The sequence below is a fragment of the Bradyrhizobium iriomotense genome (assembly GCF_018130765.1).
Taxonomy (GTDB): Bacteria; Pseudomonadota; Alphaproteobacteria; order Rhizobiales; family Xanthobacteraceae; genus Bradyrhizobium; species Bradyrhizobium iriomotense_A.
The window spans coordinates 128,275-144,691 of sequence record NZ_JAFCJZ010000023.1 but is presented as its reverse complement, the minus strand read 5'-3'; the positions used below and the strand labels follow the sequence as shown (position 1 = coordinate 144,691).

The 16,417-nt window shown below is 65.2% G+C and carries 12 protein-coding genes; 9 read left to right on the top strand and 3 right to left on the bottom strand.

Annotation, left to right across the window (positions count from 1 at the left end; translation table 11 throughout):
• Positions 1–288: 288 nt before the first annotated feature.
• Positions 289–1,089 (bottom strand): SDR family NAD(P)-dependent oxidoreductase, encoded by an 801-nt coding sequence (locus JQ635_RS31455; protein ID WP_211413668.1) that lies wholly within the window; start codon positions 1,087–1,089, stop codon positions 289–291.
• A gap of 250 nt (positions 1,090–1,339) precedes the next feature.
• Between JQ635_RS31455 and JQ635_RS31450 the strand changes: the two genes are divergently transcribed.
• From JQ635_RS31450 to cyoD, 4 genes are read left to right on the top strand one after another with little or no spacing between them, the layout of a single operon-like run.
• Positions 1,340–2,173: a cytochrome ubiquinol oxidase subunit II gene (locus tag JQ635_RS31450; RefSeq protein WP_211413667.1), complete on the top strand. Its 834-nt coding sequence runs from the start codon at positions 1,340–1,342 to the stop codon at positions 2,171–2,173.
• Positions 2,163–4,163 (top strand): cytochrome o ubiquinol oxidase subunit I, encoded by a 2,001-nt coding sequence (gene cyoB / locus JQ635_RS31445; protein WP_211413666.1) that lies wholly within the window; start codon positions 2,163–2,165, stop codon positions 4,161–4,163. Before JQ635_RS31450 ends, cyoB begins: the two co-directional genes overlap by 11 nt.
• Positions 4,163–4,804, top strand: a complete 642-nt coding sequence (locus JQ635_RS31440) for a cytochrome (ubi)quinol oxidase subunit III (protein ID WP_211413665.1) — start codon at positions 4,163–4,165, stop codon at positions 4,802–4,804. The genes cyoB and JQ635_RS31440 overlap by 1 nt, the downstream gene beginning before the upstream one ends.
• On the top strand, positions 4,801–5,187 hold the full coding sequence (gene cyoD, locus JQ635_RS31435) for a cytochrome o ubiquinol oxidase subunit IV (RefSeq protein ID WP_211413664.1): 387 nt from the start codon (positions 4,801–4,803) through the stop codon (positions 5,185–5,187). Before JQ635_RS31440 ends, cyoD begins: the two co-directional genes overlap by 4 nt.
• Positions 5,188–5,416: 229 nt before the next feature.
• Here the strand turns inward: cyoD and JQ635_RS31430 are convergent, their stop codons facing one another.
• Complete coding sequence (locus tag JQ635_RS31430; protein ID WP_211413663.1) at positions 5,417–6,205, bottom strand: thermonuclease family protein; 789 nt, start codon at positions 6,203–6,205, stop codon at positions 5,417–5,419.
• Between the two features lie 200 nt (positions 6,206–6,405).
• Here JQ635_RS31430 and JQ635_RS31425 point away from each other — a divergent pair, with 200 nt between their 5' ends.
• The 4 genes from JQ635_RS31425 (at position 6,406) to JQ635_RS31410 (ending at position 11,369) form a co-directional block, all read left to right on the top strand.
• Entirely contained in the window at positions 6,406–8,004 is a 1,599-nt protein-coding gene (locus tag JQ635_RS31425; RefSeq protein WP_211413662.1) for a GMC family oxidoreductase, read from the top strand.
• A gap of 9 nt (positions 8,005–8,013) precedes the next feature.
• The gene (locus JQ635_RS31420; protein WP_211413661.1) at positions 8,014–8,463 is read left to right on the top strand and encodes a hypothetical protein; all 450 of its coding nucleotides are present in this window, start codon (positions 8,014–8,016) and stop codon (positions 8,461–8,463) included.
• 103 nt (positions 8,464–8,566) lie between these two features.
• Positions 8,567–9,586: a S1C family serine protease gene (locus JQ635_RS31415; protein WP_211413660.1), complete on the top strand. Its 1,020-nt coding sequence runs from the start codon at positions 8,567–8,569 to the stop codon at positions 9,584–9,586.
• A gap of 58 nt (positions 9,587–9,644) precedes the next feature.
• Positions 9,645–11,369, top strand: coding sequence for an FAD-dependent oxidoreductase (locus tag JQ635_RS31410; protein WP_211413659.1), 1,725 nt, complete (start codon positions 9,645–9,647; stop codon positions 11,367–11,369).
• A gap of 169 nt (positions 11,370–11,538) precedes the next feature.
• Here the strand turns inward: JQ635_RS31410 and JQ635_RS31405 are convergent, their stop codons facing one another.
• Positions 11,539–15,015 carry an indolepyruvate ferredoxin oxidoreductase family protein gene (locus tag JQ635_RS31405; protein WP_211413658.1) on the bottom strand — a complete coding sequence of 1,159 codons (3,477 nt, stop codon included), beginning with the start codon at positions 15,013–15,015 and terminating at the stop codon, positions 11,539–11,541.
• A 167-nt stretch (positions 15,016–15,182) separates the two neighbouring features.
• On the opposite strand from JQ635_RS31405, the gene JQ635_RS31400 reads away from it, so the two are divergent.
• Positions 15,183–16,148 (top strand): hypothetical protein, encoded by a 966-nt coding sequence (locus JQ635_RS31400; RefSeq protein ID WP_211413657.1) that lies wholly within the window; start codon positions 15,183–15,185, stop codon positions 16,146–16,148.
• Positions 16,149–16,417: the final 269 nt, after the last annotated feature.

Genomic DNA, 16,417 nt, shown 5'->3' with positions numbered 1-16,417 from the left:
TCGTCCATGGCACAGGTCTCCTTCCAACCCATCGGCAAGGCCCTCCTTGCCGACCAATTGACCTGTTACCCATGTCGCCGGTCTAGACTGTTACCCATGTAGCCGGTCAGGACCTCTCTTACCCTCTCCCCCTGTGGGAGAGGGTGGCTCGCCGCGAAGCGGCGAGACGGGTGAGGGGTCTCTATCCCCACGAACGGTCGTGTGAGTGGAGAGAACCCCTCATCCGGCGCTTCGCGCCACCTTCTCCCGCAAGGGGAGAAGGGAAGGGGCACCGAGTTCGCCTCGCTTCTACCCCCGCCTCACACTCGCTCCGCCATCCACCGGCAGGGTCACACCCGTAATGAAATTCGCCTCGTCCGACGCCAAAAACAGCGCGGCGTTCGCAACGTCCCAGCCCGTTCCCATCTTCCTGCGCAGCGGCACCTTGCTGTCGCGCTCGGCTTCGACCTCGGCGCGGGTCTTGTGCCATTCGCGAGCGCGGGTATCGACCGCCATCGGGGTGTTCATCAGGCCGGGCAGGATGACATTGGCGCGGATGCCGTATTCGGCATTCTGGTAGGCGAGCTGTTCGGTGAAGGCGATCATCGCCGATTTCGTCGCCTTGTAGGCGACGTAAGGATACGTCGTGATCGCGGCCATCGAGGAGATGTTGATGATGGCGCCGCTCTTTTGCGCGCGCATGATCGGGATGACTTCTTTTGCCGCAAGGATGCAGCTCTTCAGATTGATGGCGACGACGCGGTCGAAAGCCTCCTCGGTCAGTTGCAGCAATTCGGCATCGCCGCCGGAGAGACTCACGCCGACATTGTTGTGCAGCACGTCGATCCGGCCCCAGCGCGTTTGCGCGTCCTTGACCATCGCCTTGATGTCAGCGGACTTCGTCACATCGGCCTTGAAGGCCGCGGCGGTGCCGCCTTTCGCGGCGATCATCGCCACCGTTTCCTGCGCCGATTCCAGATGATGGTCGACACAGAGAACTTTCGCGCCTTCGCGCGCGAAGGTCAGCGCGGTGGCGCGGCCGTTGCCCATGCCTTCGCCGGGACTCTGGCCGGCTCCGACCACGATGGCGATCTTGTCGTTCAGGCGCATGTCAGTTCACTCCCGGGATCGGATCGTTCTCATTATTTTCGTGCAGATTAGCAATTGCCACGACCGGAGAGAAGGCGCGGGTCCTGCGCTCATGTCATTGACATCACATTGAATTGCATGTGGCGGCCGACCGATTACGCATGGCTGGCCCTTGCGGTTCAGGAACCGTTTCCAGCCGATCGCGTTTGTTGCGGAGCCTTTTCTGCGCTAGGCTTTCTCCTGGGGCTTCCCAATCGCCAGTGGCTTGCCGATGAATCTGCTCGATCCACGAGGGCCGGTTGCTGCCGCGAACAGCACCATCCTGGTCGATTCCGTTTTCATCATGCTCGTGATCGTGGTGCCGACCATTTTCGCGATCTTGGCCTTTGCGCTCTGGTTTCGCGCCTCGAATCCGAAAGCGCGTTACCAGCCTGACTTCGTCTATTCCGGCCGCGTCGAGATGGTGGTGTGGTCAATTCCTGCGCTGACCGTGATCCTGCTCGGCGGCGTCGCCTGGATCGGCTCGCACCAGCTCGATCCCGCAGCGCCCGTGCCGGGGACCGGCAGTCCGGTTCGCATCCAGGCCGTCTCGCTCGACTGGAAATGGCTCTTCATCTATCCGGACCAGCGCATCGCCACGGTCAACACGCTGACGGTGCCGGCCGGCGCCGAGCTGAATTTCCAGCTGACGTCGTCGAGCGTGATGAACACGTTCTTCATCCCGCAGCTCGGCAGCATGATCTACACCATGAACGGCATGGTGACGCGGCTGAACCTGCGCGCCGACAACGAGGGCAAGCTTCAGGGCCTGTCCGCGCATTTCTCCGGCGACGGCTTTCCCGACATGATGTTCGACGTCAACGTGATCTCGCCGCTGGCGTTTCCCGATTGGGTGGCGAGCACGGCGAAGAGCGATGCCGTGCTGAACGAGGACAGCTACAAGAAGCTGATGCAGCAGGGCATCGAGCGGAGCCGGCCGACCTATCGCCTCGAAGATCCCCGCCTGTTCGACCTGATCGCGACCCAGCACATTCCGCCAGGGCCCGGCCCCGAGCTGATATCGGCCGCCGGCCGGTCGCACGGTGGAGGCCACGATGCTCGGTAAGCTCGACTGGTCGGCCATTCCGTTCGATCAGCCCATTCCGCTCGTCGCAGGCGCGGTGGTGCTGGTCGCGATCCTCGCGGTGTTGATCTGGGTCGTGGTGAAGGGACATCTGCCCTATCTCTGGCATGAGTGGATCACCAGCGTCGATCACAAGCGGATCGGCGTCATGTACATCCTGCTGGCCTCGGTGATGCTGCTGCGCGGCGGCAGCGACGCCATCATGATGCGGATCCAGCAGGCGGTCGCCTACCAGTCGCAAGGCTATCTGCCGCCTGAGCACTACAACCAGATCTTCTCCGCCCACGGCACCATCATGATCTTCTTCGTGGCGATGCCGTTCGTGATCGGGCTGATGAATCTCGTCGTGCCGCTCCAGCTTGGCGTCCGCGACGTCGCGTTTCCGACGCTCAATTCGGTCGGCTTCTGGCTGACCGCCACCGGCGCGCTGCTGGTCAACATCTCGCTGGTGGTCGGCGAGTTCGCGCGCACCGGCTGGCTCGCCTTTCCGCCGCTCTCCGGACTGTCCTATTCACCGGGCGTCGGCGTCGACTATTACGCCTGGTCGCTGCAGATCTCCGGCGTCGGCACGCTGGTCGCCGGTATCAACCTCGTCACCACCGTGCTGAAGCTGCGCACCAGGGGCATGAACTATCTGCGCATGCCGATGTTCTGCTGGACCACGCTGGCCTCGAACCTCTTGATTGTCTCGGCCTTCCCGATCCTCACCGCGACGCTCGCGATGCTGCTGCTCGACCGCTATCTCGGCTTCCACTTCTTCACCAATGAAGCCGGCGGCAATGTCATGATGTTCATGAACCTGATCTGGGCCTGGGGACATCCGGAGGTCTACATCCTCGTGCTGCCGGCCTTCGGCATCTTCTCCGAGGTGGTCTCGACCTTCTCGGGCAAGGCGCTGTTCGGCTACCGCTCGATGGTGCTTGCGACCATGGCGATCTGCGTCGTCTCCTTCATGGTCTGGCTGCATCATTTCTTCACGATGGGGGCGGGGCCGGACGTCAATGCCATCTTCGGCATCGCCAGCATGATCATCGCGATCCCGACCGGCGTGAAGATCTACAACTGGCTGTTCACGATGTATGGCGGCCGCATCCGATTTGCGACGCCGATGCTGTGGTCGGTCGGCTTCATGGTCACCTTCATCATCGGTGGCCTGACCGGCGTGCTGGTGGCGGTGCCGCCGGCCGACTTCATGCTCCACAACAGCATGTTCCTGGTCGCCCACTTCCACAACGTTATCATCGGCGGCGTACTGTTCGGGGCCTTCGCCGGCTTCGAATACTGGTTCCCGAAGGCGTTCGGCTTCCGCCTCGACGAGCGCTGGGGCAAGGCCGCGTTCTGGTTCACCTTCACCGGCTTCTGGATCACCTTCATGCCGCTCTACATCGCCGGCATGCTCGGCATGACCAGGCGCCTGCAGCATTACGACGTCGCGGCCTGGCGGCCCTGGATGATCGTTGCGGCATTCGGCATGGCCGTGCTGACGATCGGGGTGATCTGCCAGATCATGCAGCTTGTGGTCAGCATCCGCAACCGCGAGGCGTTGCGCGATCGCACCGGTGATCCCTGGGACGGCCGCTCGCTGGAATGGGCGACGTCCTCGCCGCCGCCGGTGTTCAACTTCGCCTTCCATCCTGATGTCCGCGGCGAGGACGCCTATTGGGACATGAAGGCGCGCGCCCGGCAGCAATCGTTCGAGCATGACGTGCCCGAATATCAGGACATCGAGATGCCCCGGAACTCGCCGACCGGGTTCGTCTGCGCGTTCTTTGCCAGCATCATGGGCTTTGCGCTGATCTGGCACATCTGGTGGATGGTGATCCTGGGCGGCATCGGCGCGTTCGCGACCTTCGTCGTGTTCGCCTGGCGCGACCATGACGAATACGTCATTCCCGCCGAGGAGGTCGCCCGCATCGATCGCGTCAATCTCGAGGAGCGGCGCAGCCTCGTCAGCATGGCGGGAGCGGTCTGATGTCGATCACAGTGACCGTCGGCCATGCGCACGCAGATCCCCATCACATCGGCGTCGTCATCGAGCATCCCGGGCCCGCGTCGAAGCGGATCGTCACCGCCTACGGTTTCTGGGTCTTTCTGCTCTCCGACATCGTGATGTTCTCCTGCTTCTTCGCGGCCTATGCGGTGCTGTCCGGCCAGACCGCGGATGGCCCGAAGGGCTCGGAGATCTTCGAGCAGCGGAACGTCGCGATCGAGACGGTCTGCCTGCTGCTGTCGAGTTTTACCTGCGGCATGGCCAGCATCGCCGCCGACGTGCGCAACCGGTTCTGGTTCTATCTCGGCATGGCCGTGACCTGCGTGCTCGGCCTGATCTTCCTGACCATCGAGTTCCGAGAGTTTGCCGATCTCGTCGCGCGCGGCTACGGCCCCTCGCGTAGCGCGTTCCTGACGTCGTTCTTCTCGCTGGTCGGCTGCCACGGCCTGCACGTCTCCGCCGGCGTGCTCTGGCTGCTGACCATGATGGCCCAGGTCTTTGCCAAGGGCTTTCGCGCCGACGTTCTGCGCCGGATGATGTGCTTTGCGCTGTTCTGGCATGCGCTCGACATCATCTGGGTCGGGGTGTTTTCCGTCGTCTATTTGCTTGGGGGTGCCCCATGAGCGATCAGACCCATATTCCAGCCGGGCACGATCTCGCGCCGGGCGAGGAAGAGCAGCATAGCGTTGGCGAGCGGATCCTGGGCTATGTCGTCGGTCTCGTTCTGGCGCTGTTGCTCACGGCGACGTCGTTCTTCATCGCCGGCACCGATCTGGTCTGGCAGCCTTCGATCCCGGTGGCGCTGATCGTGCTGGCGATCGCGCAGATGGGCGTGCACCTGGTGTTCTTCCTGCACATCACCACGGGCCCTGATAACACCAACAACGTGCTGGCGCTGGCCTTCGGGCTGCTGGTGGTGTTCCTGGTGGTCGGCGGCACGGTCTGGATCATGTCGCATCTGAACGGGAACATGCCGCCGATGGACCAGATCATGATGCGCCAGTAGCGCGGGACGATGGAAGGACGCAGAAAAAAGAAGAGCCGCTTGTTGTGACAAGCGGCCCAAGTCTAGGGAGGAAACGCCCGAGCAAAGACAATCCGATGAGGATCGTCTGCCAAGGAAGCGCTCGCGCAAAGCGCGTGCGCACTTTGATAAGTGCAGCAACTCCCGCCGAAGTTCAATTCCGGAGCAATACGGTCTCGGACTACCACTCACACGTGCGTGAAGGAACTATTCACTTTGGCCGGCGGCAATTATAGGCCTTGCGGAAGCCGGCGGCCTGGGCGTCGTCCTCGGAACAGAACCAGCGGTCCGGCTTGGTGGTTGCCGGATAGCTCGGACACCCCCGCAAATGATAGATGCCGATATTGCCGGTAACGCGGGCACGCACCGCGAGCTTGCCCTTGATGCTGCAGCTCGGCGGCATCGTCAGCTCGTCCGGGAACAGCACGGCGCGGATCTCCTTGTCGCGATCGGAGCGGCAGGCGGCGCCCAGCAGCGCACCGTCCTTCTTGCCGCTGCGGAATTCTTGCGGTGCAACAAAGCAGCCCTTCCAAATTCCGGCCGAAGCCGTCTTCGCCTCGGTCGCCGCCGGCTTGACGTTCGCCTTGATCGGCTCGCGGGCGATGGCATAGCCGAGCTTGACCAGTTGCTCGTTCAAGGTCGCCTTGTCACCCTCGGCCGTGCAGATGGCGCGATGGCGTTTGCCGAAGCTCTTTTCCGGCCCGACGTCGTCACAGCGCACGGAGCGCTTGTTGATCAGTTTCGTCAGCTGGTCGCGGGCCTCGATGCCGCAGGTCCAGGGATCGGCGTGATCGTCGATGCAGACCTGGTCCAGCTCGGGTGCGTCGACGCCGTCGAGCCGGTAGGTGACGTCGCCGAGCTGGATGGAGTTGCCGTCGCGGACCGTCGCGGCAGCGGTCAGGGCGGAGGCGGGGCTCGAAGTGCCCGCAAAGCCGGACAAGGCGCAAAACAAAACGAGCGCAAAAGCGCGGGCGGCGGCAAAGAAATTTCGGAAGGACATAAGATCTCGCTATCGATTGCTCGTGCGCCCTGTTCCTAGCATCCGGACGTGGCGATACCAATGGTCTGCGCCCTGCGAAGTGCGACATTCCGGCCTCGCGGCTTTACTCGGCCGCAGCTCTACCCCTATCGTTCACCGGCCTCGCGGAGCGCGAAAGGCCGAATCGCCCGGTAAGCGGCGAGGGGGAGGAAAAGGTTGCGATGAAAGACCCCGTGGACGTCCTGATCATCGGCGCCGGCGCATCGGGTGCGGCGGTGGCGTGGTCGCTGGCCGAAACCAAGATGCACATTCTCTGCCTGGAGCAGGGCGGCTGGATGAACCCGGCGGAATATCCCAGCACGGGTCGGGACTGGGAGGCCAAGTTCTACGGCGAGTGGTCGTCGAGCCCTAACGTCCGCGGCCGGCCCGAGGACTATCCGATCAACGACGACAATTCGCCGATCAAGGTCGTGAACTACAATGCCGTGGGCGGCTCGACCGTGATGTACACTGCGCACTGGCCGCGGCTGCACCCTTCCGATTTCAAGGTGAAGACGCTCGACGGCGTCGCCGACGACTGGCCGATCGATTACGACGCGCTGACCCCGTTCTTCGAAGAAAACGATCGCATGATGGGCACGTCGGGCCTGTCAGGCGATCCATTGTCGCCGCTGACGCATCCGCCGATGCCGCAGCAGCCGATGGGATTGTCTGGCGCGATCATCGGCAAGGCCATGAACAAGCGCGGCTGGCACTGGTGGCCGTCGGACACGACGGTCGCGACGATGGACTATGAGGGCCGCGCGCGCTGCGTCAATCTCGGCCATTGCACGCCGGCCTGCGCGCAGGGCGCGAAATCATCGACCGACATTACCTATTGGCCGCACGCGGTCCGCGCCGGCGTCGAGCTGCGCACCCATTGCCGGGTGCGCGAGATCACCACCGACGAGACCGGCATGGCCTCGGGCGTGGTCTATTACGACAAGGACGGCGTCGCGCAGTTCCAGCCGGCGCATGTCGTCATCATCGCCTGCAACGGCGTCGGCACGCCGCGGCTGCTCCTCAACTCCGCGTCCGGCCGCTTCCCGAACGGTCTTGCCAATTCGTCCGGTCTTGTCGGCAAGAACCTGATGTTCCACCCCTACGCGCAGATCTATGGCTACGTGAAGGAGCCGACCGACTCTAACCGCGCGCCGCCGACCTGCCTGTGGAGTAAGGAGTGGTATGACACCGACCTGTCGCGCGGTTTCGTGCGCGGCTACGGCGTCCAGTTCGTGCGCGGGGCAGGGCCGGTCTTCGAGGCCGTCGTCAGCGAGCAGAAGGGCATCCTGCCGTGGGGCGAGGATCACCATCGCGTCTTCCGCAAGCTCAACGGCCATCGCCTGGGTTTCTCCGCGATCTGCGAGGACCTGCCGGAGGAGCACAATCGCGTCACGCTCGATCCGGTCCTGAAGGACAGCCATGGCATCCCCGCGCCGAAGATCGACTACACCATCAGCGAGAACAGCCGGAAAATGATGGAGCACGCGCTGGCGCGCGGCCGCGAGTTTCTCGAGACGGCGGGAGCGAGCGACATCTGCGCCAACTCGCCGATCCCCTGGGGCGGCTGGCACCTGCTCGGCACGGCGCGGATGGGCACCGATCCTGACCGTTCCGTGGTCAACGAATGGGGCCGCACGCACGACGTGAAGAACCTCTTCATCGTCGACGGCAGCATCTTCGTCACCTCGGGCGGCGTGAACCCGACCTCCACCATCCAGGCCCTCGCGCTCTACATCGCCGACCAGATGAAGCAGCGCCTCGCCAATTTGTTCGATTAGAGGACCGACATGTCCGAACAGCCCTCCCTCACGCCGCGGCAGCGCCAGGACTTGGGCACCATCGCCGCGATGATCATTCCAGCGAGCGAGGAATATCGCGTCCCCGGCGCCGATGACCAGATCATCCAGGCCGACATCCTTGCAACCCTCGGCCGGGACACCAAGCCGGTCGCGGCGGCGCTCGACCATCTGGCGCGGCTCGCGGGGATGCCGCTCGCTGACCTCGCGCCTGACGCGCGTGATGGCGTCGCGCAGCAGTTCCGCAGCGCCGGCGGCGCACCTGCCGCAACCCTCGTTCGCGTCGTCCTGCAATGCTACTACCGCGACGACCGCGTGCTGCGCTCGCTCGGGCTGGAGCTGCGCGCGCCGTTCCCGAAGGGCTACGTGCTCCCGGACGGCGACTGGTCGCTGCTCGATCCGGTCAGGGCGAGGGCGGGCACGTTGCGGCGCGCGCCCTAGCCACTTGGGCAGCCCACTGGGCGGTCCAGCCTTGCGCCCCAGGCGGGTCCCTTGCGCTGGAGGGAACAGGCCACCATCTGTGTGAGCCTCAAGGACTCTTGCCATGCTGGATTTCACATCAGATATCGCCGATGACGCACCGTCATCGCGAACGGTGGCGGCTGCCCCGGACAATGACCGGGCGCTGCTGGACGCCTATTCCAATGCCGTGATCGATGTGACCGACCGGGTCGGCCCTGCGGTCGTGCGCGTCGAGACCGGTCCCAAGGTGCCGAACAGCCGCGAGCGCGGCGGGCTCGGCTCGGGCATCGTGATCTCGCCGGACGGGCTCGTGCTCACCAACAGCCATGTGGTCGGCACGTCGAAGGAGATCCGGCTGCGCGACGTCGAGGGCCATGTCGGCGACGCACAGGTGCTCGGCGTCGATCCCGACACGGATCTGGCGCTGCTGCGTGCCAATGGCGTGCGCGATCTGCCCTATGCCGCGCTCGGCAACTCCAAGAGCCTGCGGCGTGGCCAGCTCGTGATCGCGATCGGCAACCCGCTCGGCTTCGAGTCGACCGTGACGGCCGGCGTGGTCTCGGCGCTGGGACGCTCGATCCGCTCGGTCAGCGGCCGCACCATCGAGGACGTGATCCAGACCGATGCCGCGCTCAACCCCGGCAATTCCGGCGGGCCGCTGGTGTCGTCGAATGCCGAGGTGATCGGCATCAACACGGCCATCATCAACGGCGCGCAAGGCATCTGCTTCGCGGTCGCAAGCAACACCGCGCAATTTGTGCTGTCGGAGATCATCCGCCACGGCTATGTCCGCCGCGCCTATATCGGCGTCGCCGGGCAGACCGCTCCGGTGCCGCGGCGGCACGCGGTTGTCGCCGGCGTCGAGAACAAGATGGGCGCGCTGTTGATGCAGATCGAGCCTGATGGCCCGGCGGCGAAGGCGGGCCTGTTGCCCGGCGACGTCGTGATCAGGCTGGACGGTGTCGAGATCAACGGCGTCGACGACCTGATCCGCGTGCTCGACCGCGACCGGATCGGTCGGCGGCTGGCCATGGATGTGCTGCGGCTCGGCCGCCTGCGGGCGATCGATATCGACCCGATCGAGCGCAAGCCGCAGCGCTAGCTGCAAGCTCGCGGGCGGGGTATGACGGTGTCATGCCTCGCTCCCGCACACCCGCCGCATGATGCCGGCGCACGAGACCTACGACGTCATTGTCATCGGCGCCGGTGCCGGTGGCATGACGGCGGCGGCCGTTGCGGCCGCGGAAGGCCTGCGCGTGCTGGTGATCGAGAAGACCGCCTTTGTCGGTGGTACCACCGCCTGGTCCGGCGGCATGGTCTGGATCCCCGCCAACGCCAAGATGAAAGAGGCGGGACTCTCCGACAGCATCACGGATGCCGTCCAGTATCTGTCGAGCACGGTCCCCGAGCCCGCCAATGCGGGTCTCCGCGCCGCCTTTCTCGCACGCGGGCCGGAGGCGGTCGCCTGGCTCGAAGCCAACACCGAGGTGCGGCTCCAGCCGGTGAAGGTCTATCCGGACTATTATCCGGAACGGCTGGGCGCAACGTCAGGCGGCCGCGTGCTGGAGCCGGTCGCTTTCGACGGCACGCGGCTTGGCCGGGCGTTCGCGCGGCTGCGGCCGCCGCTGCCGGAGTTCACGCTGTTCGGCGGCATGATGGTCAACCGGCTCGACATTCCGCATCTGCGGCGCGTTGGAAAATCGCTGCGCTCGACCTTGCGCGCGGCGCGGCTTGTTTCCGCATACGCGTTGCAGCGGCTCCGCTCGCCGCGCGGCACCACGCTGCATCTCGGCAATGCGCTCGCCGCGCGGCTCTATGCGTCGCTGCTGGCGCGGCAGGTCGAGATCCTCTTCAGCGCCGATGTCGAGGATCTGTCGATGCAGGGCGATCGTGTCGCCGGCGTGGTGATCCGCCATGGCGCCCGTGATCGCCCGATCGCCGCGCGCCGCGGTGTGGTGCTGGCGACCGGTGGCTTCTCGCACGACGCGACTTTGCGCAAACGCTTCTTCCCTGCGGCAGCGGGATTTGTCTCGGCGACCAACACATCAGGCACCGGCGATGGGCTGCGACTCGCGGTCACGGCCGGCGCCGCGTTCAACACGGAGGCGACCAGCCCGGCCTATTGGGTGCCGGCCTCGCTGTTCCGTCGCGCCGACGGCACCCGCGGCGTGTTCCCGCATACCGTGACCGATCGCGCCAAGCCCGGCGTGATCGCTGTCAACGCGACCGGCCGACGCTTCGTCAACGAGGCGCTGTCCTACCACGAGTTCGTGCTGGCCATGTTGCGCGATGGCAATGGCGAGCCGGATCGGCCGTTCTACCTGATCTGCGACCACGCATTCCTGTGGAGCTACGGCCTCGGCCGCATCAAGCCGTTCACGCGCAATGTGCGGCGCTATGTGGCGAGCGGCGAGCTGGTCGAGGCTCCCGATGTCGCGCAGCTTGCGGCAAAAATCGGTATCAAGCCGTCCACGCTCTCGGCAACGGTCGCGGCCTATAATGCAGATGCGAAGGAAGGCCGCGATCCCGAGTTCGGCCGCGGCAGCACCGTCTACCAGCGCCATCTCGGCGACGCCGCCCACAAGCCGAACCCCTGCGTTGCGCCGATCGTCAATGCGCCGTTCTTCGCGATGCGGATCTATCCCGCCGATCTCGGCACGGCGATCGGCATGAAGGTGGATGCGCAGGCGCGCGTCCTGCGCGAGGACGGCACGCCGATCGCAGGCCTCTACGCCTGCGGCAACGACATGGGCTCGATCATGAACGGCAATTATCCCGGGCCGGGCATCACGCTCGGGCCGGCGTTGACGTTCGGGTACATCGCGGGGCGGCATCTGGCGGAGGGGGCGATGGTCGCCACGGGTATGGCCGCAGCCTCGGTCTAACCATCCCCACAACTGTCATGCCCCGCGAAGGCGGGGTATCCAGTACGCCGCGGCGAGTGTGGCGAGAGCAAGCTCTCCAACGCGCGTCTCGGAGTACTGGATCGCCCGCCCCAGTGCGCAAGTGCGCACAAGGCGGGCGATGACACCGAGTGTGTGGTGGCGGCTTGCCTTACTCCGCAGCCGCCGCAAAGCGGCTGTTCTCCAGCTCCGCCTCAAGCCGCGCCGTCTCGGCCGCCGCCAGCTTGATGTTGGCTTCCTTGACATGCCCGAAGCCGCGGATGCTCTCCGGCACACGCGCGAGCCGTGCCAGCAGCGGAATCTGTTCCGCCCTCAGCCCGGCGACCCGCCCATCAATCATCGCCAGATAATCCTCGATCAGCTTTCGCTCGGTCCGGCGCTCCTCGGTACGGCCGAACGGATCGAACGCGCCGCCGCGCAGGAACTTGAGTTTTGCGAGAATGCGGAACGCATGGACCATCCAGCCGCCGAACTCCTGCTTCTGAAGTCGGCCCGTCGCCTTATCGCGCTTGGCGAAGATCGGCGGTGCCAGATGGTACTTCAGCGTGAAGTCGCCATCGAATTTTTCCGACACTTTCTTGTCAAAGCTGCCGTCGGTGTAGAGCCGCGCGACCTCGTACTCGTCCTTGTAGGACATCAGCTTGAACAGGTTCTTCGCTACGGCTTCCGTCAGCTCCGTGGACGCGGGCGAAGCAACGCTCTCCGCCTTGCGCACCTTGGCGACCGCGGCGAGATAGCGGTCGGCATAGGCCTTGTCCTGGTAGCCGGTCAGGAATTCGGCACGGGTCGCGATGATGTCATCGAGCGATTTTGCGGGCGCGGACGCCCGGGCCTTGAACTGCAGCACGCCGCGCACCCGCGACATGTCGTGGGCGGCAAGGCGCCCCCAGGTGAGGGCGAGCTTGTTCATCTCGATCGCGGCGCCGTTGATCTCGACGGCGCGGAGCAGGGCCTCCAGCGACAGCGGGATCGCGCCCTTCTGGAAGGCGAAGCCGAGCATGAAGGGATTGGTCGCGATGCTGTCGCCCATCAGCGCGGCGGCAATGCCCGTGGCGTCGATGATGTCGAGGTTCTTGTCACCGACGGCGTCGCGCAGCACGGTCTGCATCGCGCCCATCTCGAAATCGAGATCGGGATTCTGCACGAAGCTCGCGGTCGGCTGCAGATCGGCGTTGATATAGGCCTTGGTCACCCCGCGCTCGGCGCGGCTCAGCGCGGTCGGCCCGGCTGAGACGATCATGTCGCAGCCGAGGATGACGTCGGCGCCGCCAGTGGTGATGCGGACCGCGGAAATATCTTCCGGCTTCGGCGCGATGCGCACATGGCTCATCACCGCGCCGTTCTTCTGCGACAGGCCTGTGAAGTCCAGCGCCGAGCAGCCGCGGCCGTCGACATGGGCGGCCATGCCGAGCAGCGCGCCGATGGTGATGACGCCGGTACCGCCGATGCCGGTGACGAGGATGTTGTAGGGGCCGTCCAGCTCACGCGCGGGCGGCAGCGGCAAATCGGCGAACAGCTGCCCGGAATCGACCGCCGAGGTCTTCATGCGCTTGAGCGAGCCGCCATGCACGGTGACAAAGCTCGGGCAAAAGCCCTCGACGCAGGAAAAGTCCTTGTTGCAGTTCGACTGGTCGATCTGGCGCTTGCGGCCGAATTCGGTCTCCAGCGGCTGCACCGAGACGCAGTTGGAGGCCTGCGAGCAGTCGCCGCAGCCTTCGCAGACGAGCTCGTTGATGAAGGCGCGCTTGGCCGGATCGGGATAGAGCCCGCGCTTGCGGCGGCGGCGCTTTTCGGCGGCGCAGGTTTGGTCGTAGATCACGACCGTGAGACCCTTGATGTCGCGCAGCTCGCGCTGCACGGCGTCAAGCTCGCGGCGGTGATGGATGGTCGCGCCTTGCGGGAAGTAATTGCCTTGCGGATACTTGCTCGGATCGTCCGAGACGATCGCGAGGCGCTTGACGCCTTCGGCCCAGACCTGATGCGCGATCTGCGCGACGTTGAAGGCGCCTTCCGCCGGCTGACCGCCGGTCATCGCCACCGCGTCGTTATAGAGGATCTTGTAGGTGATATTGATGCCGGCCGCCGAAGCCGCGCGCAGCGCCAGCAGCCCGGAATGCGTGTAGGTGCCGTCACCGAGATTCTGAAAGATGTGCTTCTCGGTGGTGAAGGGCGACTGGCCGATCCAGTTCACGCCTTCGGCGCCCATATGCGAGATCAGATCGGTGCGGCGGGTCGGCATGCTCAGGGCCATGCCGTGGCAGCCGATGCCGGCCATGGCGCGGCTGCCCTCCGGCACGCGGGTCGAGGAATTGTGCGGGCAGCCCGAGCAGAAGAACGGCGTGCGCGCGAGCGTGATCTGCGTGCTGGTGGTGACGGGATTGTCGAACGCCTCGAGTCGGGCGAGGCGCTGCTCCAGCACCGGGCTGTGATGGCCGAGCTTGCGCAGGCGCGCCACCAGCGCGCCCGCGACGATGGTCGGCGTCAGCTCGCCTTCGCTCGGCAACAGCGGCGCGCCGCGCTCGTCGCGCTTGCCCGTGACGGTCGGGCGCCGGGAAGCATCGATGTTGTAGAGGATGCGCATCAGCTGGTCTTCGATGAAGCCACGCTTCTCCTCGACCACCAGCACGTCCTGCAGGCCTTCGGCAAAACGCTTGGCGCCGCTTTCCTCCAGCGGCCAGGTCAGCGCGACCTTGTAGATGCGTAAGCCCAGATCCTGCGCGTCCTTGTCGGTGATGCCGAGATCAGCGAGGGCCTGGCGCAGGTCGAGATAGGCCTTGCCGGTCGCAACGATGCCGAGACGTGCGGGCTTGGAATCCAGCACGATGCGGTCGAGCTGATTGGCGCGGGCGAAGGCCTGCACCGCCGCCATCTTCGCCCCGAACAGGCGCCTTTCGGCTTCCAGCGGCGGATCGGGCCAGCGGATGTTGAGGCCGCCGGGCGGCATCTCGAAATCGTCGGGGAGCACGATCTTGATGCGTTCCGGATCGCTATCAATCGAGGCCGAGCTCTCGACCGTCTCGCTGATCGCCTTGAAGCCGACCCAGCAGCCGGAGAAGCGCGACAGCGCGAAACCGTAGAGGCCGAGATCCAGATAGTCCTGCAGCGTCGCCGGATTGATCACGGGAATCAGCGCCGCCGCGAACACCTGCTCGCTCTGATGCGCCAGCGTCGAGGACTGGCAGCCATGGTCGTCGCCGGCGAGCGCGAGCACGCCGCCATTGAGCGAGGTGCCGGCCGCATTCGCATGCTTGAGCGCATCGACCGAGCGGTCGACGCCGGGGCCCTTGCCGTACCAGATGCCGAACACGCCATCGACCTTGGCGCCGGGAAACAGGCCGACCTGCTGGCTGCCCCAGACCGCGGTCGCAGCGAGGTCCTCGTTCAGGCCAGGGACGAAGGCGATGTCGTGCTGCTGAAGATGCGACTTCGCGCGCCACAGCGCGTGGTCATACATGCCGAGCGGGGAACCACGATAGCCGGAGATGAAACCGCCGGTGTTGAGCCCCTGGAGCCGGTCGCGTTCGCGCTGCAACATGGGCAGGCGGACCAGGGCCTGCGTGCCGGACAGGAAGATCCGCTTCGATTCGAGCCGGTATTTGTCGTCCAGCTCGACCTGCATCAGCGTCATTTCAGGAGTCCTTGTTCTTCTTGGTGCGGCGGGGATTTTGCGGCGCGGAATAAGGTGCGGCCATGCGAAGCGGGTGCTGGCAGTCAAAAGCATGGACCACCGAAGTCAATATCGCTGGCCGCATCCGTGGCGGTCCTGTTAGTCATGGCTGACTGTGGAGGAGAGCCATGATGGCAAACGCGTTCGCAACCGAGATCACCGAGACCGCAGAAGCGCTGATCGGCCCGTGGCGTCAGCCGCGCCAGATGCTCCATGCGCAAACTTACGATGCGCACGCCTCCATCCATGACGATGCCACCGCCCAGAAGCTAGGTTTCAAGGGCGGCACCATCGAGGGGCCGACGCATTTCAGCCAGTTCGCCCCGCTCGGCGCGCGGCTCTGGGGACAGGCTTGGTTCGAGAGCGGCTGCCTCTCGGCGCATTACCGCAGCGTCTGCTACGAGGGCGAGGAGGTGCAGGCGATCCTGTCGAAGCCATTGCCCGGCGCAAGCCAGTGCCAGATCCAGATGGTGAAGCGCGACGGCACAGAGGTGCTGCGCGGGACGGCCTCCGTCGGCGACCCTCACGCAGCGACCGCGCTCGAGACCCGCCTTGCCGAGCTCAAGCCGCTCGCCGATCCCGTGATCCTGCGCGACGTGAGGGTGGCGCAGACGAGCAAGCGGCAGACGGTGCGGATGGCGTTCGACCAGAACATGGGCGACCTCTATCCGTTCTCCCTGCGGCAGAAGCTCGCCGTCATCACCGAGAGCTCGCCGTACTATTCGGGCGCCGAAAATCCTTCTTCGAATCCTTGGCGCAAGCCGATCATCCCGATGGAGATGCTGAGCGTGCTGTTTCAGTACCGCTCCAAGGAGGATCCGCTGCCGGCCAAGGGACCCGCCGTTGGCCTGTTTGCCGACCAGGAGATCCGCCTGGTGAAGGGTCCGCTCTTCGAGGGCGAGGAATATGAAGTCGAGCGCGAAGTGGTCGCGCTTTCCGGCAGCCGTCGCACCGAGAGCGCCTGGGTGAAGACGCGCGTGTTCGACAAGGCGGGCACGCTGGTCGCAACCATGCTGCTGAACATGGCGACGCTGAAGGATTCGTACGCGCCGTACGAGGACGAGCATCGGCGGCTGTATGGGGCGGGGCGGTAGTCTCTGCTCGTCATTCCGGGGCGCGCGTAGCGCGAGCCCAGAATCCATTTCAACTCGCGTACTGCGGCCCGATAGATTCCGGGCTCGACGCTACGCGTCGCCCCGGAATGACGGCGGAGAGTGCGCCGCTTCCCCGCTCATCCTTTAAGCAAATGCACGTCGCGAAGCCGTCGCACAGGGAATAAGCAGACGTCGATCGACGACGTAACCATCTGACTAAACAGCGAATTCGTTCGTCGCTCGCGCCCCACCGCAATTGTACACAATGG